The organism is Roseovarius albus (genome assembly GCF_900172335.1).
Lineage (GTDB): Bacteria > Pseudomonadota > Alphaproteobacteria > Rhodobacterales > Rhodobacteraceae > Roseovarius > Roseovarius albus.
Window position 1 is genome coordinate 169,955 of sequence record NZ_FWFX01000001.1, and the last position, 19,489, is coordinate 189,443.

The 19,489-nt window shown below is 54.6% G+C and carries 13 protein-coding genes; 6 read left to right on the plus strand and 7 right to left on the minus strand.

Annotation, left to right across the window (positions count from 1 at the left end):
* Positions 1-167: 167 nt before the first annotated feature.
* Complete coding sequence (locus ROA7450_RS00830) at positions 168-1,034, minus strand: LysR family transcriptional regulator (RefSeq protein ID WP_085803721.1); 867 nt, start codon at positions 1,032-1,034, stop codon at positions 168-170.
* 191 nt (positions 1,035-1,225) lie between these two features.
* Here ROA7450_RS00830 and ROA7450_RS00835 point away from each other — a divergent pair, with 191 nt between their 5' ends.
* From ROA7450_RS00835 to ROA7450_RS00845, 3 genes are all read left to right on the plus strand, one after another.
* The gene (locus tag ROA7450_RS00835) at positions 1,226-2,167 is read left to right on the plus strand and encodes a 3-hydroxyacyl-CoA dehydrogenase family protein (RefSeq protein WP_085803722.1); all 942 of its coding nucleotides are present in this window, start codon (positions 1,226-1,228) and stop codon (positions 2,165-2,167) included.
* An 89-nt stretch (positions 2,168-2,256) separates the two neighbouring features.
* The gene (locus ROA7450_RS00840; protein WP_085803723.1) at positions 2,257-2,862 is read left to right on the plus strand and encodes a hypothetical protein; all 606 of its coding nucleotides are present in this window, start codon (positions 2,257-2,259) and stop codon (positions 2,860-2,862) included.
* Positions 2,863-2,925: 63 nt separating this feature from the next.
* Positions 2,926-3,912 carry a DMT family transporter gene (locus tag ROA7450_RS00845; protein WP_085803724.1) on the plus strand — a complete coding sequence of 329 codons (987 nt, stop codon included), beginning with the start codon at positions 2,926-2,928 and terminating at the stop codon, positions 3,910-3,912.
* A gap of 317 nt (positions 3,913-4,229) precedes the next feature.
* On the opposite strand, the gene ROA7450_RS00850 is transcribed toward ROA7450_RS00845, so the two are convergent.
* Complete coding sequence (locus ROA7450_RS00850) at positions 4,230-5,144, minus strand: transcriptional regulator GcvA (protein ID WP_085803725.1); 915 nt, start codon at positions 5,142-5,144, stop codon at positions 4,230-4,232.
* Positions 5,145-5,301: 157 nt separating this feature from the next.
* On the opposite strand from ROA7450_RS00850, the gene ROA7450_RS00855 reads away from it, so the two are divergent.
* Positions 5,302-6,159 (plus strand): DMT family transporter, encoded by an 858-nt coding sequence (locus ROA7450_RS00855; protein WP_085803726.1) that lies wholly within the window; start codon positions 5,302-5,304, stop codon positions 6,157-6,159.
* A 677-nt stretch (positions 6,160-6,836) separates the two neighbouring features.
* On the opposite strand, the gene ROA7450_RS00860 is transcribed toward ROA7450_RS00855, so the two are convergent.
* The 4 genes from ROA7450_RS00860 to ROA7450_RS00875 are packed head-to-tail and all read right to left on the minus strand — an operon-like array spanning position 6,837 to position 12,314.
* Positions 6,837-8,372: a trimethylamine methyltransferase family protein gene (locus ROA7450_RS00860; protein ID WP_085803727.1), complete on the minus strand. Its 1,536-nt coding sequence runs from the start codon at positions 8,370-8,372 to the stop codon at positions 6,837-6,839.
* Positions 8,369-9,727: an MmgE/PrpD family protein gene (locus ROA7450_RS00865; RefSeq protein ID WP_085803728.1), complete on the minus strand. Its 1,359-nt coding sequence runs from the start codon at positions 9,725-9,727 to the stop codon at positions 8,369-8,371. Before ROA7450_RS00865 ends, ROA7450_RS00860 begins: the two co-directional genes overlap by 4 nt.
* Positions 9,724-11,202, minus strand: a complete 1,479-nt coding sequence (locus ROA7450_RS00870) for an aldehyde dehydrogenase (protein ID WP_085803729.1) — start codon at positions 11,200-11,202, stop codon at positions 9,724-9,726. Before ROA7450_RS00870 ends, ROA7450_RS00865 begins: the two co-directional genes overlap by 4 nt.
* Complete coding sequence (locus ROA7450_RS00875; protein WP_159453969.1) at positions 11,199-12,314, minus strand: alcohol dehydrogenase catalytic domain-containing protein; 1,116 nt, start codon at positions 12,312-12,314, stop codon at positions 11,199-11,201. The genes ROA7450_RS00870 and ROA7450_RS00875 overlap by 4 nt, the downstream gene beginning before the upstream one ends.
* A 154-nt stretch (positions 12,315-12,468) precedes the next feature.
* Between ROA7450_RS00875 and ROA7450_RS00880 the strand changes: the two genes are divergently transcribed.
* Positions 12,469-13,374 (plus strand): LysR family transcriptional regulator, encoded by a 906-nt coding sequence (locus ROA7450_RS00880; protein WP_085803731.1) that lies wholly within the window; start codon positions 12,469-12,471, stop codon positions 13,372-13,374.
* 184 nt (positions 13,375-13,558) lie between these two features.
* Here the strand turns inward: ROA7450_RS00880 and ROA7450_RS00885 are convergent, their stop codons facing one another.
* The gene (locus ROA7450_RS00885; protein ID WP_085803732.1) at positions 13,559-14,191 is read right to left on the minus strand and encodes a tyrosine-type recombinase/integrase; all 633 of its coding nucleotides are present in this window, start codon (positions 14,189-14,191) and stop codon (positions 13,559-13,561) included.
* 401 nt (positions 14,192-14,592) lie between these two features.
* Here ROA7450_RS00885 and ROA7450_RS21110 point away from each other — a divergent pair, with 401 nt between their 5' ends.
* The gene (locus tag ROA7450_RS21110; protein WP_143534308.1) at positions 14,593-18,675 is read left to right on the plus strand and encodes a choice-of-anchor I family protein; all 4,083 of its coding nucleotides are present in this window, start codon (positions 14,593-14,595) and stop codon (positions 18,673-18,675) included.
* The last annotated feature ends 814 nt before the right edge of the window (positions 18,676-19,489 follow it).

Below are 19,489 nucleotides of genomic sequence, written 5' to 3' on the forward strand. Positions count from 1 at the left end.
GCAAATTCCTTGGGTCTCTGGTCTAAAAGCCGACATTCATATGATTGATTTCTTTGAGACGGTGCTTCAGTGTCGAGCAGAAGTATAGTGTCCAATCTGAGTGATGCTGCGCAACGCCTAGCGGAAAGCAAGATTTAAAAAGAAAATATTGATCGAAAACAGGCTACTTACATGGTGGATTTTAGCCACCGAATAAAGGTGCGTAAAGGTCGACGTTGGACGCCGGGGCGGGTCAGAAGATAATAGCCTGCTGTTTCACGGTCGGTGAAAAGAACCCGGATGTGGCCAGCCTTAATGTCCTGCTCGATGAAGCGCGGAACTGTGGCGACAATTCCTTCGCCTCGACGCAATCCGTCCAGCAAGAGATTGCCCGGCATGCGTGTGACGTTCTTGTGTTCTGCCACATCAAGGCCTTGCGAGGTCATCCAATCAGCGAATTCCTTGTAGCCGAGTTCCAGCAATAAAGGATAATCCATGATTTGTCCGGGCTCGGTGAATTCACGATCTCCAATAAGTGAGGTGGCGGCCACTACGGCAAAACAGCCGACAAAAAGTAGTTCGCAGTCGACCCCTGGCCAATCCCCGGTCCCATATCGGATAGCCATGTCTATTCCGCCCGGGCTTGGGTCGATGAACTCGCAAGTCGGGTTTAGCATGAGTTCGATGCCTGGGTGCGCGCTGCGAAACGCCGCGAGGCGAGGCACCAGAAAACTGGAGGCGAACATCGGAGTTGTCGTCACATGAAGAGCACGGCTTGCCTCGGATATCGAAAACTGTTGGGCGGCATCCGCAATATCGGCAAAGGCGGCCTGCACAGAATGTGCCAAAGCCTCACCCCGCGGCGTCAGGATAACACCGCGCCGACCTCGCACCAAAAGTGATTCATTCAGATGGCTTTCGAGATTTCGAATTTGTTGACTGACTGCCGGTCGCGTTACGTTCAGTGCCTCTGCAGCCTTGGTCAGACTGCGGGTTTCGGCCACGGCAGCAAATGCACGCAGTGCGTTCAACGGGGGAATATTTGACCAATCCATATGAAAGATATTCTAACGCCTTAAATCTATTTTTGACTAGATTTAAAATGGAATAGGCCAATAATGATCATATAAATATGCATCTCATATGCACTTAGATTAGCCAAATCACGATTAGACGTCACAATTTGTGACCGCGCTTACGCGAATGATACGCCGTGGCCAGAAATAAGACATTCCAGGAGAAAGATATGAAACCTGTAGAGGAAACCCATTCAACCGCCGTTGTCGGCAATGGACTGATGGGGCAAGGCATATCTCAGGTGCTTGCCCGCTCGGGCAAAACAGTCAAACTCATTGGTCGCAATCCAGACAGCTTAAATAGGGCGATGGAAACGATACGTTCGAATTTTGCTGCCTTTGTTGCTAGAAAACATACCACCCAGGAAGACGCGGATGCAGCGATTTCCAGAATTTCCACGACGACTGAATACGAAGCGGCAGCCGACGTTGACGTTGTCATCGAGGCGGTGCCCGCAGTGCGTGAAACTCAGATTGAGGTTTTTGGCCGCCTTGACCAAATCTGCGCACCGGATGTCGTACTTGCTTCCACCTCTGGCCAACCGATCAGCCTGATGGTGGATGAGATGAAACACCCCGAACGAGCAATCGCCGCACATTTCATTTATCCTGCGCAACTCATGCCATTGGTCGAGGTGTGTGGCGGAGAGAAAACGTCGCCCGATGTGATCAACTGGACTTGTCGTTTTCTAGAATCTGTGGGGCAAACTGTTGCTTTGATGGATAAAGAGGTTGATGGTTTTATCGTTAACCGTCTGCAATTTGCCATTATGCGCGAAGCATGGTCGATGTGGGCCAATGGCATCGCTTCCGCCGAAGCAATCGATGCCTCAATGCGGCTGACGCTTGGACGCAGATATTCGGTCACCGGGCCCATTGAATCCGCTGAGCTGGGCGGCCTCGACATCATCCATATGTTTGGGGAATTCCTGTTTCCTGATCTCGATAATATCACCACGCCTCCAGAAGCGGTTACTGCGCTGGTGCGTGATGGCAATTACGGTTTGAAATCTGGCAAAGGTATTTACGATTGGTCTAAGCGAGACGGGGCAGCTTTGCTGGCGAAACGCGCTGACCGCTTGTTTGAACACCTCGCGGAAGACGCCGGGTAATCCCCACATAAAGTCAAAAAGCGCATTTCCGAACATTCACCCTTCAACTGGTCTCTTGCCAGTTGACCGACCATCCTATGGAGGACACCATGAAAGTCTTGAAGAAAAACGCACTACACCGGCAGATTTTAACGGCTCTCTCGGCATGCACACTGCTTGCAGGCGGCCAGGCCAACGCCGAGGAACTGTCTGGGGTTTACCGAGGCTTTCTCGCCTTCGATTTCAAAGGCGAAGAAATCCGAGAATCCATGATGATCAGTTTTGGAGGCGACAATATTGTTATCATGGGCGCAGAAGAAGGGCAGGACGAACCTGTTGATTCCGAGACTGGAATAGTGACAAAGAACGATTTCGAAGCCGCCAATCTTGGCGTATGGCGCACGGCGGGCGACGACGCGTTAGAGTTTGGAACGCAACAATACCGCGCAGGGTCAGGCTTTTGCGGCGCAGTCGCCCAACATGCCGAAGGCATGCTGCCCGCTTGCAGCTTCATCTTGACGGCCAAACTTGCGTCAGGCGCTAAGGTGCGTGGCGAAACTTGTGATCTGGGTGGCGTTGGCGGCGGCCTGAGCGTTCAGTCAGTCAATGGGCAAGAAACGGCGAAGAACCCTTTTGATCTTGGCATAACGATTGACTATTGCCTGACGAAGATGAGCGTCGATCAGTTTTTTGATGAAGCCCCCACCAAGAGTTAGAAAAGCCGGTGCCAGTTCGCCAAGTAATGACTTGCCTCACCCATATGGGACAACAGCGCCACGATGCAGCAAGCAAGAGATGGCGACAATGGTTGGGGCAAGATTTCACCTTTTTGGAAAAGTGAGCCGATGCTGATGCCTCTCTCTCTTTCGTCATCCGTTAACGGCAAAAAGATTACCGGCATGATCATGATGGCGGTTGCTATGCTCATGGTTCCGGGGCTTGACGCGGTTGCAAAAATCTTGATGGAACGGCTTCCTCCCCTTCAGGTGACATTCGGTCGGTTTCTTGTGCAGACCATTGTTTTGCTGCCCCTGTTTATGATGGTTCCAAAACGACGAACGCCAGTCGTGGGGCATGTCTTGGCGGGGTTTTTCCTTGGGTTGGCGCTGCTTAGCTTCAATTACGCGCTACAAGTCATGCCGATTGCCAACGCGCTGGCAATATTTTTTGTTGAGCCGCTCGTATTGACGTTACTAGGAGCAGTTCTATTGCGTGAGACTTTGGGGTTTCAACGGTTGGGCGCAATTGTGATTGGTCTAGTTGGCGCTTTGATCGTTTTGCGGCCGAATTTATCAACTTACGGGGTTACGGCGCTTTTCCCTCTGGCCACAGCCTTTCTCTTTTCCTGCTACATGCTTGTTACGCGACGGATGTCACAATCCAGAGACCTGTTACTATTACAGTTCTGGACAGGATTTTTCTCAGCCCTTGTGCTGTTAATTGCGGTCGGGCTGAAACTGCACTTTGCTCCGGATGCTCAAAGTTATTTGACCCCGAATATTAGGGAGCTTTGGCTTTTTCTGCTCCTCGGATTGCTGGCTGGATTGGGTCACCAACTGATCATCCGCGCACTTTCTTTTATTGAGGCTGGTGTCGCAGCACCGTTTCAGTATCTGGAAATTGTTTCCGCCATCTTTTTAGGTTGGGTTGTTTTTGGTGATTTTCCTGACATGAGGACTTGGGCCGGAACAATAATAATTGTTTGCGCGGGTTTGTACGTAATCAGGTGTGAGCTTCGGCAAACACAAGCCGTCAATGTGCTCTGAACTAATATCGCGCGATAGGCTCTGATCGCGTTAAAAAGTTTCGCAACATCTGTATCGTGCGTCATCGCGTTCTATCGAATTCACGCAATCGATCTCCAATTTGTCTCGAATATTGACCATCTGGAAACCAAGGTTGCTGCACCATTAAAGTACGTCTATTTTGGGGTAGCTGCACCGCAGCGTCTAATCACCCAACGAATGTTTCCTTTGGACCGTTCTCCCCAATCTTGCAGCTAAGAATTCTGCTGTTGCTGCACCGCATCCGAGGTCTGCATTGAGCCCAATCTGTTGAATGCTGCGCCATGCGCGAATGGCGGCTACTTGGCTGTATTTGCCTGACCAGCCTCTTCAATCAACCAAGTTCGAAATGCTGATACTTTGGGCGTTGATGAATTCCCCCGTGAGCTTAGTAGATAGTATGAGAACGTCAGTGGTGTCATTAGGTCTGGGCCAAAGGGACAGACGAGGCGTCCATTGGTCAGGTGGTCAGACACCAGTCTGTCCCCAACCAATGCCACTCCCTGCCCGTCCAGAGCTGCTTGTATAGCCATGCTTTCCTGCGTGAAGTGAGGTCCACGGTTTGGATCGGCATCGTGAAGGCCCGCCGCGAGCAGCCACATACGCCAGCTTGCTTCGGCATCTTTCCAATCAATGTGCAGGAGCGTGTGCTGAGCCAAGTCCACGGGGCGCGATAGAGCGTTTTCACCTTCTAAAAGAGCGGGGCTGCATACTGGCGTATTGAGTTGGCTGAATAGGTAGTCCACCTCAACGCCTTTGTAGTCGCCTGGGCCGTATCGCACAGCTACATCAAATTCACCTCCCGCGACGTCCACAATGCGGTCAGTTCCGTCAATTCTGATCTCAATATCGGGGTGTTTTCGATGAAATCGGTCGAGTCTTGGTACGAGCCACATTGATCCGAAGGAAGGGCTGACGCTGATGCTTAGTACATTGCTTTGGCTGAAAGCCCGCATCTGTTCCGTGCCCTCTGCAAGTCTGTCGAGCCCTTCCGACAGCGCGGGCAAGGCTGCGTGTCCTGCCTCCGTCAATCTCAGAGCGCGGGTAAGACGGTAAAACAGCGGCGTGCCGAGCAGGTCTTCAAGCGCTTTCACCTGATGACTGACAGCGGCGGGGGTCACATTCAATTCATCGGCAGCGATCTTGAAGCTGAGATGGCGTGCGGCGGCTTCAAAAGCACGCAGAGCGTTTAAAGAGGGCAGTTTGCGTGTCATGTGATATGCATTATTTTTTCTATCTTATCGGTTTAGGTATTATCGTTTGTCATTCAGCCTATCTCGTCAATATATATCATAATTAGAGTGAATTAGCTCAGCATAATGTTTTTCACTTACAAGCTATGAGTTAGATTAAATATAGCATTGGAAGATTATGACGATAACAAGCACGAGATCACAATATTCCATCGGCGTTCTGCTATTGGTGGCCGCCGCCGTGACCTACAGCACAGCGGGAATCTTCACCAAGGGCGTGGTTGCTGGAGCCTGGGCCGTGATTTTCTGGCGCGGATTATTTGCGGCGGCGTTCACGACTTTTTGGACCATCAACCGGCGAACCTTCCGGCATAATTTCTTTGAAATGGGACGCAGCGGGTGGGTCGTTGGCATTGTCGGGGCAATTGGCACGGCAGCTTTCATACCCGCGTTCAAGTTAACATCTATCGCAAATGTCTCTCTGATCTATGCTGTCGCGCCTTTAATCGCAGCACTTCTGGCTTGGCTTGCCATCGGTGAACGCATCACTGGCCCCACCATGCTTGGATCAATTTGTGCGCTGTTGGGGGTCGGCATCATTGTTTCCGGCTCTCTGGGTCAGATCAGTCTTCAGGGCGATACACTTGCTCTCGTCATGACGGCTGCCATGGCCACAATCATGGTTATCTACCGCAAGTATCCGGAAACACCGGGAGCCGGGCCTTCGGTTTTGCAGTCATTGTTCTTACTTCCCCCTTCCTTCATTCTGGGTGCGCCGTTCCAGACCGACCCATTTGAGATCTTCATACTGGCGGCGTTCGGCCTGCTGTTCGCTATTGCATCCGTCACCCTTGCCGAAGGGGCGAAGCGCGTTCCATCTGGCCAAACCGCTCTCATAAGCGCCCTTGAAACCCCACTCGCTCCGATCTTGGCGTTCATTGCCTTTGCGGAATTCCCCAGCACAACGACGTGGCTTGGCGGGTCAGTCGTTCTGATGGCCATACTGATTTCGATCAAGAACGAGGCGGATACCTGAAGCGCTATCACGTGTTTGGGGTATTTGCCTTCAACCACCCCCCAAAAAAACACAGCCACTGCTTTGGTGCAGTTCTCGTGCGTGAATATGAGCCAAAAAGCATTTTTCAGGCACAGGACACGGAAGCATATGCTGATATGAGTAAGCATCTCGTCAGACTGTCTTCCACCAATCGATGATGCACAAGACCAATGCCAAGTTACTTCGCATAGCGACCGCTGGCACACACGCAGCGAACTCACACTTTGTCCCGCTCAGTAGACATTCATTTCGGCATTGCAAACGTCAGCTAAGCGGGACAGACCCGCCTTTTGCCCATGCAGCTATTGCTGACGCAGAAAACCCTCGCATCTGCGGCACAGGAATTTCGGCGGCGCAGCAGATGTCACGAGAGCGGTCATTCAAAGCCACTTTGAGGGACGAAATTCAAACCGCCCTCTCACCGCGATCCGACGTTACTATCAAGGAGCGGACAAAGCACTATTTCGCTGCGCTTTCGTCAATGACGGCTTGCCGCGGTTGCTGTTAGTGGCGTTTCTGTTCAAGAGCTATGACGCAGCACAAACGAGACTACGCTTTAGTAACACGGCGCACTGCTCAGACAGCCTTTCATCGGTCTAGTTTGGCCGCGCTATGGCGCAATTGAGAGCGCATACCTCAAAGGGTAACGGTAAGTGCTAGTTCCAGTGTTCGGCAATCTCCGGAAATCGTTCAGCAATGGCCAGCTGTGATGCAGAGTCAAATACTGGCCTGCTGTCCTCTTTCAGAATCGCACTAGTTCTTATTCTGGCTTCTTCAAGCAATCGCGGCGTTCCGGCGTCCGCCCAGACCTGTGGCGTGTCTCGATTGGCGAGGGCTGGATAGTAGTAGTCGCTTTGCATCCGGCCCAAAGTCTGTCCACTGCCCAAGAAGTGCCCTGGGCCGTTCAGGCAGACCTCGCGGATGACTTCAAAGGCAAGCGCTTCTTCGGTGATCTCGAAACCACGTGTCGCGCGCATGACCGATCCGATCAGGTCATTGTCGAGCACAAAGCTTTCCTTGCTGGCCGCCAGTAGCGAGCCATACATGCCTGCGGCCTCATAGATCAGGTTCGCCCCTGCCAAGGCACTGAGCAATTCGGTGATGCCTTTCTCATACCCCGCCTGAAAATCCGGCATTTTGCTGTCGGTCATGCCGGCACTGACGGCGCAAGGAATGCCGTAGAACTGCGCCATCTGGGCACATGCAGCCATCAGCACGCCTTGCTCGGCGCTGCCGCCAGACATGGCACCTGTGCGCAGATCACTAACAAAGGGCAGCGCCCCAAACAGTGCAGGGTGTCCGGGATTGAGCAGGTTCACGTAGATAAGCCCGGCCAGCACCTCGGCGGTTTGTTGAGCCACGGCACCAGCAAGGGGCGCGGGACTGGTCGCACCAGCCTGACCGGCAGAGACAAGCTTGAGTGGCGTACCTGTGTCCGCCGCACATTCGATGATGCCCAAAGCCTCTTCGGCAAAGGTGAGCGGCGGCACCACGAAACAGGTTGAGACACAGCAGAAAGGCCGGGCACGCCAGGCCGCTTCACCGCCAGCGATCATATGGAACATCTCAATCGCGTCGCGCATGGTTTCAACCGCGCTGAAAGATGTGCCGATGGGCTTGGCCGTGCCTGCAGCACAAGCATAGGCGGTGTTCAGTTCCATCACGTGGGTGTCGGGGATATCGCGGGCCACCACCGTGCGCTGGAACATGTGGATATTGGGCAAGACCTGCGCCAGACGCGCCATGTCATGCAGATCGGCCAAGGTGCTGTCACGGACCGCGCCCGTCTCGCTGTCGACAATATGAACGGCCGCCCCGGATGTGCCGAGATGGATGCGCGCACCGCTCGGGTCGAGGTCATATTCCGGGCGTTGACCATAAAGCTTGAACCCGCGCCCCGCGGTTTTCAGCACGGCCTCCACCAGTACCGCCGGGAACAACAATCGGCCGTCCTCGCTGACAGATCCCCCTGCGGCCACAACCGTTTCAACGCAGCGCGGCGTCGCACTGGCCATTCCGATCTCGGCCAAGATACGCAGCGCGGTGCGGTGGATGGCTTTGGCACCATCGTCCGGGATCGGACGGTATTGTCCGCCTACGATTCCCGGCCAGATTGACGTGGTGGGGCCTGATCCGGCCCCTTCTGCACGTTCGGCGCGACGTGCGGCGCGACCTGCCCGGGTTCGGCTCATCTTCGATCTCCATTTTTGGTCAAGAGGTTCAGAATGTCTGGCTCGGTGGGCCAATCGCGCAACTGTTCTGACCAGCGCGGGTCATCGGCGGACGCGCCGAGATTGGCGTTGAACTTGGCCCAAAGTTGCGCATCGCTCATGGGGGCCTGTGGCGCCCCTAGGGGAAAGGGGCACTGTTCTTCGACGACGCGCCCATCCGACAGAGTTACGACCATGCGGTCTGGATCGGCGTCTGAATAGTTGAGCTCAGGGTGTATCGGAGAAAAGGCATGCACATGCGTCTTGCCGATCATGGCCTTAATGTCAGGTGCCGCCCAACGGGTCGCCTTTAGGTCCGCAAGGGTAAGAGCCCCCCGAATGAGGCCCATCGCGGCCACGAAAGGGAGGCTGAACAGGGCCTCGGCCCGGCTTGTGGGGCGTTGGAAGGGCAACACCGCCGCATGGAAATCTGGCAGGAATAGATCGATCCGCGCAACCTGATCCAGCGGCACCTGCTCTCTCAGTGCCAAAGCAGAAGTCATAATCCTGTGCGTGTAACCGCAACTTGGCCAGGGTTTCAGAACCAGTCCGTATTGGCTGAGCGCATACTCTTTGCCCAAATGTGACAGGGCTGCTTCAAGGCGCTCGGGTACTAGCCCGTTCATCAGCGCAGCCATGCCCCGTGGATGGTCCAGCACATGGACCTGAGCGATCAGGCCGGACTGCGCAAGACAGGCGGCTTCGACGCCTGCGCGGGCGGCGAAGCCTGCCTGAACAGGTTTGGCGCTTGATCCGAACTGACAGGTATAGCCGCTGGCTGCACTGATCGCGAAAGACATGGTGTGCGCCGTTTGATCAACCGACAACCCCATCAGTCGTGCACAGGCGGCAGCAGCCCCGGGCGCGCCAAGCGTGGCGGTGGAATGCCAGCCTGCATCGTAGTGTTCAAAATTTAGGGCCTCGCCCAGCCGCGCAATGACCTCGAAACCCGCCAGATAGGCACGCACCAGGTCCTTGCCGGACGTGGACGGGCCTGCGACAGCTAGCAGCGAAGGCAGCAATACCACCGTCGGATGGGTATTCCCGGGGATTTCCCAATCGTCGAAATCCAGCGCATGACCCGCCACAGCATTCAGAAACGCAGCCTGCGGGCGTGGGGCCTGCATATTGGTTCCGATGACCTGTGCCGGTCCGCCATTTGACATGGATTGCACGGCCTGTCTGGCGCGGATTGCGACGTCAGTCTCTACACCTGCATGTATGCAGCCCAGCGTATCCACGACCCCGGCTCGCAACACCGCAAGTGTTTTTGCGTCAGCCTCCAACGGATCTTTGGCCGCAAATGCTGCCAATCGGGTCAGCGCAGCCCCCGTCATGCAAAGGGCTCCGGCTGTTCTGGATCGAGGTCCAGCCAAACGGATTTCGTTTGCGTAAATGCCAATAGTCCTTCGATGCCGTTTTCGCGCCCGTAGCCTGACGCTTTGAACCCGCCTACGGGCGATTGCGGGGCAGAAGCGAAGTAGTTGTTGATGTAAACCGTTCCCGCGCCGATCCGGTGCGCCAATCGCATGGCCCGAGCGGCGTCCCGACTCCAGATACCGGCAGCAAGACCAAAATCACTGTCATTCGCGATCTGAGTGGCTTGATCGTCGTCGCGAACGGGTAGCACCGCCAAAACCGGTCCAAAAATCTCGTCCCGGGCAACGGCCATTTCAGGCGCAACATCGGTGAAGATCGTCGGCGCAATGAACCATCCATCGCAATCAGGTGGATGCACTGGCTCGCCGCCCAGAATGCAGGTGGCACCCTCGGCTTTCGCTTCCTCAATCGCCCGTAAAACCCGCTCAAAGTGTGGCTGATTGGCAATGGGCCCGATATTTGTATCTGGCGATGCAGGATCGCCGATCACGGCCTTACCGGTGATCTCAACCAACCGCTCAACCAGCGTGTCGTACAAGCTTTGGTGCACCAATACGCGACTTCCGGCGATGCAGCTTTGCCCTGCTGGTGGAAATATCCCCGCTGCAATGCCCCGCGCGGCCATTTCGACATCCGCGTCATCCAGCACGATTTGCGGAGATTTGCCACCGAGCTCAAGAATGACCGGTTTGAGGTGTTCTCCGGCGAGGCTGGCCACAGCACGACCGCCGGTCACGCCGCCGGTAAAACTGATCAGCCGCACATCAGGGTGGCGCACGAGTGTCGCGCCTGTCTCCGCTCCGCCTGTCACAACATTGATCAAACCCGGCGGCAGATCGGCTTCTTGCAGGATGTCCATCATGGCCAGGGTCGATACGCTGGCAAACTCGGACGGTTTCACGACCACGGTATTGCCAGCTGCAATGGCCGCCGCAATTTTCCACATGGCGATCAGCAGTGGCGAATTCCACGCTGTGATACAGCCCACGACGCCAAAGGGCTCACGCCGCGTGTAGTTCAGGATCATCGGCACATCGACGGGCACGTTAGCACCCTCGATCTTGTCAGCTAACCCCGCGTAATAGTCGAAACTGTCGGTTAGCCAGCCTTCCAGCCCAGCGGTGATGCCTGCAAGATCCTTGCCATTGTCGAGGGTTTCCATCAGCCCCAGCGTCCGAGCATGGCATCGCAAGCAATCCGCGATCCGACGCAACAGCCGCCCCCGCTCCGTCGCGTTCATCCGCGAGAACGGACCCGTCTCAAACGCCTCTTTCGCGGCGGCTACGGCAAGGTCCACATCCTCATCGCCGCAATCGGGGATGCGCGCCCAGACCTTGCCCGAGGTTGGATTGATACTGTCCATCCACGCGCCGGTCGCTGGCGAGTGCCAGTTGCCCGCGGCAAAATAATTCCAGTTGCGGTTCTCCGTCATGGGGTATCCCCGTCAAACAGGATCACGCCCCGCCCGGGTTTGCCGGCAAGCATATCAGCAACGGCCTCGTTGATTTGCTGCAGCCCGTACCGGCGGCCAATGAGCCGATCAATCGGCAGCTTTCCATCCAGATAATGCTGTGCGTAGGCCACAAAGTCACGTGTCGTACAGGCCGATCCGAAGATCGACCCTGTCACCATGATCTCGGATCGCGTGATACCGGTTGTAGGCAGATCAATTGTGGCGTCATTGGCATCCATTCCTACGAAAATCACCTTCCCGCCCGGGCGACAATAATCGATGGCTGCGCGCTGCAACGCGCGTTTTCCAACCGCCTCAAAGACGTGATCCACCCCATAAGGGACGAGGATGCCAAGCCGGTCAGCGACGCTTTCTGCTGCCGCGATGAATTCTGTCGCACCCATCTCGCGCGCTTTGGCTTCTGTTTCGGGGGCTGAATCAACCGCGATGATCTGGCTCGCCCCAGCCAGTTTTGCCCCCATAATGATCGATAGCCCTACACCCCCGGCACCGATCACCGCCACGGTACTGCCGGGGGTAACTTCAGCCCGGTTCAATACCGCCCCCACGCCTGTGGTCACTGCGCAACCCAGAAGCGCAGCAATTTCAAACGGCACGGCCTTGTCCATACGCACACAGCTTTCTTGTGGCACCACCACATGATCCGCCCAACAGGCCAGCATCGATAAATGCCGCACAGGGCCACCGGCGTTCGAAAAAAACCGGCACGTGCCGTCCATCATCGTGCCGTCCCAAAGCGGCCCCTTATAGGTCTGGCAAAGGTGGGTCTGATTGTGGTCGCAAAAAAAACAAGCATCGCAATAGGGGATCCAGCTTAGCACCACATGATCGCCGAGAGCGAAGTCGGTCACGCCTTCGCCAAGCGCGACGATCTCGCCCGCACCTTCATGGCCCAGAACAACAGGCAGATCATGGCCCGCTTGCCCGGAGATCACATGGTAGTCTGAATGACAGACACCCGCAGCACCCATGCGGATCAAGACCTCGCCCCGGCCAGGTGGTGACAGATCGAGCGCCTCGACCTTCAGCGGAGCGTTCACAGAATACATTACAGCGGCTTGGGCTTTCATGAGGCATCCTTGTAACCAGCGCGCAATCCCGCGAGGTATGGACAACTGAAAACCAGTCCCCATGGGAATGTGATTTCTTGAGCCAGCATATTCAGACTTGAATTCAATAAGAAGGTCGGAAAAAGCTATAGAGAGCATTCTCCAGGAGAATAGTATGACCATATTGAATTGGAAATTGCTGACCGCTTTTGAGGCTGTCGCGCGCCATCGCAATTTTACACGCGCGGCTCGTGAGCTGAATGTTCAGCAACCCGCTGTCAGCCGACGTGTTGCGGAACTAGAGTCAGATCTGGGCGTGAGATTGCTTGAGCGGACCCGGCCTTATGCCGCTCTGACGAGAGAGGGAGAGGTGCTCTACCGCGCTATTTCTGGCAGCGTGTTGCAAGTCAACAGCGCCGTTGAGCAGGTGAGATGCCAGCCGGACCGCAACACAGTCACGATTAATACGACAATTGGATTCGCGAGCTGCTATCTGATGAAGCGCTTGCCCGCGTTTCGCGCGTTGCACCCCGACATCTCTATCGAACTCATTTCGCGTGACAAAAACGACAGTTATGCATCCGACACAGATGTTGTGATTGTCTTTGATCACCCTGATAAGCTACCAGGGATTCACAAGACAGCGATCTTTGGTGAAACGATGGTGGCTGTTGCTCATCCCAAAATTGCTGCGGCCATTAAAAACCGCCTCTGTGCAGTGATGGATCACCCGCTGCTGTGCTTGACTATGGGCATTCACGCCGATGACTGGCGTACATATTTCACCGGCACCGATCTTGAGCCTCGTACGCCAGGGCCTGAGCAAAAGTTTACCAGCTTCATGGTCTACTTACAGGCCGCACTGAATGGCGAGGGCGTTATGTTGGGTTGGGAGACATTGCTCCAGGACAGTTTTGATCTTGGTCAGCTTGCGCCTGTCACAGACAGAAGGGTCGAAACCCAACGCGGCTATTTCGCCTGCCTGATGCCGCGGGTTGAAAACAAACCCTCAGCAAAGATATTCATTGACTGGATTTCCTCGCTTGCGCAGGCAACGTGCGAGCATGTCGAATTTGGCTAAAAGAACAAACGACCAATCTGCTGGCGGCACAGGATCGCTTCACAAAGATCCGTTTTCGCGCCGTTTGCTGCCATTCGTGCAGCCCGCAGCATTCGACACTCTGGGCTCAACACCGACCAACGTCGCGTGAGGGACAGACAGCCGCTTTGAAATGGCGAACGGCAGCACCGCTCGCCAAGGTAGCTCAAATATCGATGCGCTCGGCGATACTCAGGGCATCCTCCAGTTCGACCCCAAGGTAACGAACAGTGCTATCGACCTTCGTGTGGCCGAGTAGCAGCTGCACCGCGCGGAGGTTGCCAGTTTTTCGATAAATCTCCGCCGCCTTTGTCCGCCGGAGCGAATGGGTGCCGTATCCGCTCGGTTCAAGCCCAATCGCCGCCACCCAATCACGTACCAAGCGTCCATACTGGCGTGTTGAGATGTGTGGGCGGTCATGGAATCGGCTTGGGAACATGAACCGACACGCAAACATCTCGGGTGATTTGACCCAGGCCAAGACGGTTTCACGAGTGTTTTCCGTTAGTTCAAACTGCACTGGCCGCTTGGTCTTGCTTTGGACCACCGAAACACGTTCTCGCACGCGGTCATTCTTGACGAGATCGACCACTGCCAGTTTGACCAGGTCGCAACCGCGCAGTTTGCTGTCGATGGCGACGTTGAACAAAGCCAGATCGCGCAGATTACCTGCCAGTTCGAGCCGTGCCCTTATCGCCCAGACCTGTTTAGGCAACAGGGGCCGCTTCTGGCCAATGATGCGTCCTTTGTTCCAAGCTTTGCGCTTCGGAGTGACGGCGGGAAGTTGAACTCTAGGCATGATTTTGCCCTCCGTTCCTCCCTCCGCACCCAATCATCAGCACAGCGCCAACGGGACAATTTTACAGTTTGAGCGAACGGTCCGTGTCAGAGATACACGATGGCGGTCGATGCCGCACCAACATCAGGCCGTTCTGAGCCCTAATTACTTAGGCTGCAGCTGCAGATTGTTGTTATCGTAGAAAACGTCGTGAGTTCGGCTCGGCGCATAACGGCTTCTCGGTATAGCCCAGAGTTACTTAATTACCTTTTCCAAAGCTGACGCTCAACGGCTCATGAGCGCAACGTTAACGTGCCTTCATCGTTTCTCAACTTTAAGATTCTGTTACGAGTCCGATAAGAAACTGTGAGCTTCCGGCTGTACTCGAATGAGGCATTTTTGTGACTCAATGGGGGCTAGTTGTGGCTTATACTCTCGAACTTCTTCATATCGCTGACCAAGAGGCCGGTAGCGCGGCTGTTGTGGATGCGCCAAATCTTTCTGCTGTGCTGAATGCGCTACGTGGGCAAGACATTGGCAACGACGGTGAGGCGGACAACACTCTGACGCTCTCTTCGGGGGATGCGATCATTCCCGGACTATTTTTTGACGCTTCGGCGACGGCATTCGGTTCCGCCGGGATCGCCGATATTCAAATTCAGAATGAATTGGGCATTTCTGCCATCGCCCTTGGAAACCATGAATTTGATTTCGGAACGCAGGTTCTCGCCGACCTGATTGATGGTTCTGCTGCAGGCGATTTCTCGAGCCTGTCTGGCACGGATCTGGATGGCTTGGACTTCTCGGGTGCTCATTTCACTTACCTGTCCGCCAATCTTGATTTCTCAACTGATGCGGATCTGGCCCCAATGGAAGTGGCCGGAGGTGGCGCACCTGTAACGAATGCAGTCACCTCTTCAGTTGTGATGGAACAAGGTGGTGAGCTGATCGGCGTCGTCGGCGCGACGACGCCGACACTGGCAACCATCTCATCCCCAGATGGGGTTGGCATTTCGCCTTCGCCATTTGACGGCAATCCGACCCCAGAGCAACTGGACGCGCTGGCGGCTGAAATCCAGGCCGAAGTTGATGCATTGTTGGCCGCAAATTCGACCATGAACAAAGTTGTTTTGTTGGCGCATATGCAACAGCTGGATATCGAACTTGGTTTGGCTGAGCGTCTTGAGAACGTTGATATCATCTTGGCTGGCGGATCAAACACGCGCCTGACAGATGAAAATGACCGCCTGCGTGATGGCGATGTATCGCAAGGCGAATATCCGCAGTTTGTCACCAATGCCGGCGGCACGGAAACGGTGGTTGTGAACACCGACGGTAGCTACAAATATGTCGGCCGTCTGGTCATCGACTTCGATGATGAAGGGAACATTATCCCCGAAAGTTATGATTCAGATGTTTCGGGTGCCTATGCAACAGATGCGCAGGGCGTCGCCGACTTGGGTGCCGAAGGGTTGGTTGACCCTGAAATTCAGGCCATTGCAGATGCGATCGAAGACGTCATCATTGCCACCGAAGGAAACGTCTTTGGTGTCTCTGATGTCTTTTTGAACGGCAACCGCTCGGGCACGGGAGATAGCGAAGACACGGACGGTGTGCGCACACAGGAAACCAACCTTGGCAATCTGACCGCCGACGCTAATCTGGCGGCGGCCAAGGAACATGACGAAAGCATTCTGGTTTCGATCAAAAACGGTGGCGGCATTCGTGCAAGCATCGGTGAAACCGTTGTTCCAGCCGGAGGCACAGAAGCCATTCGAACAGTGAACAGCGAGGTTGTCGATGGTGAAGGGAACGTCATCAAACCCGAAGGCGGTATCAGTCAAAACGATATCCAGACAACTTTGGCCTTTAACAATAATCTGACCCTTTTAACCCTGACCAAGCAAGAACTGGTCAACGTTATCGAGCATGGCCTTGGCGGGCTGCCCGGTGTAAGCGGCCGGTTCCTGCAGGTTTCTGGCCTGAAAATTGCCTTTGACGAAACACAGCCTGTTGGCGACCGTCTGGTGAACGCAGCAATCGTTGACGAAGACGGCGGCATTATTGCCCAACTGGTTTCAAACGGGGAGATCGTCGGTGACACTGCAGAAACGTTCCGTATTGTAACCCTGGGCTTTCTGGCTGGCGGTGGTGACGGCTATCCATTCCCGGATGGAGAAACCGCTAATCGTGTTGATCTGGATGATCTGGACGCAGACGGAGAAAGCGACGGTTCAACAACTGGTGTTGCAACATTTGCTGATGATGGAACAGAGCAAGATGCGCTGGCCGAATATCTGGCGGCAAATTTCGGTGATGCGGAAAATGCGTACAACGAAGAAGATAGTGGCGCGGCCAACGACCAGAGAATCGTTCAGATTGAAAAGGGCGGTGTGAACTTCTCTGTCAACACTGCGGTGAAAATCACCAATCAGACCGTACTGTTCTCTGGTGAGGATGGAACACCTGACGCGGGTGACGACGAAGGCCGCGCCGAGATTGTGGATGTTGAGGCCGGTCGCGCCTATGTCACCAATGACGTGGATGATGTGATTGACATCTTTGATACGTCTTCCGGAGACCTTGTTGGCACCATCGACCTGAGTGTGATCAATGGTTACGCAGGTGTGCAGTCGGTTTCGGTTCAAAACGGTGTGGTTGCAGTTGCGATCAATCGTCAGTTCGGTGGCAGTGAAGATAACGCCTCGGGTGTTGTCGGCCTGTTTGACGCTGATGGAACCTTGCTCAATGTGGTTTCGGTCGGAAACTTGCCTGACTCGGTCAAGTTCTCTGCGGATGGCAGCAAAATCGTTGTCGCCAATGAAGGTGAGCCAGGCGAGAACTTTGACGCCCCTGGTACCATCAGCATCATCGACATCAGCAATGGTGCCGGAAACGCGACCGTGGCTGCAATCGATTTCAGCGCCTTTGCGGGAATGGAAGACGAGCTGCGCGCACAAGGTATCCGTATCTTCCCAGGCAAAACGCTGGGCGAAGATCTGGAGCCCGAAGTGGGGGCCTTCTCGGAAGATGGAACGACAGCTTATGTTTCACTGCAAGAAAACAATGCAATTGCTGTTGTCGACGTGGCCACAGGTGAGATCACCAATCTGTTCTCAGCCGGTGTTCAAGATCTGTCTCAGATCGCTACTGACGTGAATGACAAAGATGGCGGGTACAACCCATCGACCTTTGACAACCTTGTCAGCATGCGCCAGCCCGACACGATCACTGCCTTCACGGCCAATGGCACGAACTATATCGTAACTGCCAATGAGGGCGACTCGCGCGATGAAGACTTCCGTGTAAAGGATTTCCTTGATGGTGAGGCCTTCTATGACATTGATGGTGATGGCGAAGAGGAGCTGGTGACAATCGACGCCTCTGTCGACACAACCGGCCTTGAACGTCTGGAAATCTCGGCCATTGATGGTGATACAGATGGCGATGGTGACATCGACGTTCTGCACGCCTTTGGTGGGCGCTCGTTCTCAATCTTTGATGAAGAGGGCAACCTGATTTTCGATAGCGGTTCGGACTTTGCCCGTATCACCGCAGATCTGAACAGCGAAGGCTTTGTCGAAGGTCGTTCCGACAATAAAGGCACCGAGCCGGAAGCCGTCACCGTCGGTGAAGCTGATGGCCGGACTTACGTCTTTATCGGGCTGGAGCGCGACAGCGGGATCATGGTTTACGATGTGACTGCCCCTGAAAATTCGGTCTTTGTCGAATACTTCGCACCCGGTGATGTGGGCGTTAGCCCAGAAGGTATGGCCTTTGTTCCCGCCGAAGAAAGCCCAAGTGGGCAACCTCAGTTGGTCGTGTCCTACGAGGTTGACGGCTCAACCATCGTTTATGATCTGGAGTTTGGTCTGAACACGCCGATCCTTGGTACAAACGAAAGTGAAACACTTAAGGGTACAAAACAGGACGATGTCATTGAGGCCTTTGGGGGTGATGACATCGTGCGTGGCCGTCAAGGGGATGACGAGCTGAATGGCGGCTCGGGCAATGACAACCTGCGTGGCAATCAAGGCGAAGACACTCTTAATGGTGGTGACGGTGACGACAATCTGCGGGGCAACCGCGATGACGATGTGCTGAATGGTGAAGACGGCAACGATCAGCTACGCGGTAACCAAGGCAACGACCAGCTCTTTGGTGATGCAGGCAATGATACGCTCCGTGGCGGTCAGGGTGACGATGAACTCACTGATGGTGCTGGGCGAGATTTCCTTGTAGGCAACCAAGGTCAGGATACATTCATCTTTGTCGCAGATGGGGAATTCGATCAAATCGGTGGCTTTGAGAATGGCAAAGACCTGATCGACGTCACACAATGGGGAGCAACGTCATTTGATGATCTGACGATCGACTACATTAATAAGCATGCCGCCACGGTGACGTTCGAGGATGAAACTCTCAGCGTTCGGGGTCGCAATCTGAATGAAAAAACCTTTAACGAGGCCGATTTCATTTTTGATGACGCACTACTTCTTGCCTGAGTTTGTGGGATGATTTTAGGTCAAGTGTCCGCTTTTAGCGGGCACTTTCCTTCTTCCAAGGTCAACTGGACCGAGCAAACCAACGGCAAAAAAGCAGCTTTCTACAGAACTTGAAAAACTATCCCAGTTTTCCTACTGTCACCCAAGTGTCACAAATGGGTGGGAACCATGGTGAAAAGAGTGTATGTTGCTGAAACTGATGGAGACGGGGCAATTGTCTGTGTTTGGGTGAAACCCGAAAGAGGAAGAAATGCGGCACCTTTCGACCCAAAACTGCACAAGTTTGATACGAAAAAGACAGCTGACTACTACGGCGCAAACCCGATGGCGGTTCAGTCATGGCTTGCAGCTGAGTTCCTAAACTCCAGATAGTTTTTGTATTCAAAATTTGCATTTCGATGAATGACCGCTTTTCCGGTGAAAAGATAGACTGAGCGCTCAAAGCTAAAGTCCGCTTCCCGCCCGCCGCTGCAGAGCCTTCTTAAACGCAGCAACAAATTCGCGCATGTGGCGAACGGTAGCTAAGTCCGCGACCTGCAAATTCTCAGGCTGATCGTCGCCGCGCAGCTCCCCAATGGCCGGTTTCTCTGCCGCCATACAGCACCAATGACCGCGCACTTGCAGCGAATTTCGTGCTGCATGCGCTCGCAGCAAAAATCCGAGAGGTCTCCTCTGGGCTCAATGCGGACGGTTTTTGCGATGCTCCTCAATGTCCGGTAAGAGCCCGAGGTGGTCATTGCGATTTTGTGCTGCGTGCGCGCGCAGCGTGAAAATCTCTGCAGGTGCGTTGTCTGGCCTGCCGCAGCGCGGCTGT

Excerpts from the sequence above, each read along its gene's own strand:
- ROA7450_RS00850 (WP_085803725.1), bottom strand. The coding sequence starts at position 5,144 with ATGACACGCAAACTGCCCTCTTTAAACGCTCTGCGTGCTTTTGAAGCC.
- ROA7450_RS00840 (WP_085803723.1), top strand. The coding sequence starts at position 2,257 with ATGAAAGTCTTGAAGAAAAACGCACTACACCGGCAGATTTTAACGGCT.
- ROA7450_RS00870 (WP_085803729.1), bottom strand. The coding sequence starts at position 11,202 with ATGACGGAGAACCGCAACTGGAATTATTTTGCCGCGGGCAACTGGCAC.
- ROA7450_RS00880 (WP_085803731.1), top strand. The coding sequence starts at position 12,469 with ATGACCATATTGAATTGGAAATTGCTGACCGCTTTTGAGGCTGTCGCG.
- ROA7450_RS00885 (WP_085803732.1), bottom strand. The coding sequence starts at position 14,191 with ATGCCTAGAGTTCAACTTCCCGCCGTCACTCCGAAGCGCAAAGCTTGG.
- ROA7450_RS00875 (WP_159453969.1), bottom strand. The coding sequence starts at position 12,314 with ATGAAAGCCCAAGCCGCTGTAATGTATTCTGTGAACGCTCCGCTGAAG.
- ROA7450_RS00860 (WP_085803727.1), bottom strand. The coding sequence starts at position 8,372 with ATGAGCCGAACCCGGGCAGGTCGCGCCGCACGTCGCGCCGAACGTGCA.
- ROA7450_RS00865 (WP_085803728.1), bottom strand. The coding sequence starts at position 9,727 with ATGACGGGGGCTGCGCTGACCCGATTGGCAGCATTTGCGGCCAAAGAT.
- ROA7450_RS00835 (WP_085803722.1), top strand. The coding sequence starts at position 1,226 with ATGAAACCTGTAGAGGAAACCCATTCAACCGCCGTTGTCGGCAATGGA.
- ROA7450_RS00830 (WP_085803721.1), bottom strand. The coding sequence starts at position 1,034 with ATGGATTGGTCAAATATTCCCCCGTTGAACGCACTGCGTGCATTTGCT.
- ROA7450_RS00845 (WP_085803724.1), top strand. The coding sequence starts at position 2,926 with ATGCAGCAAGCAAGAGATGGCGACAATGGTTGGGGCAAGATTTCACCT.
- ROA7450_RS00855 (WP_085803726.1), top strand. The coding sequence starts at position 5,302 with ATGACGATAACAAGCACGAGATCACAATATTCCATCGGCGTTCTGCTA.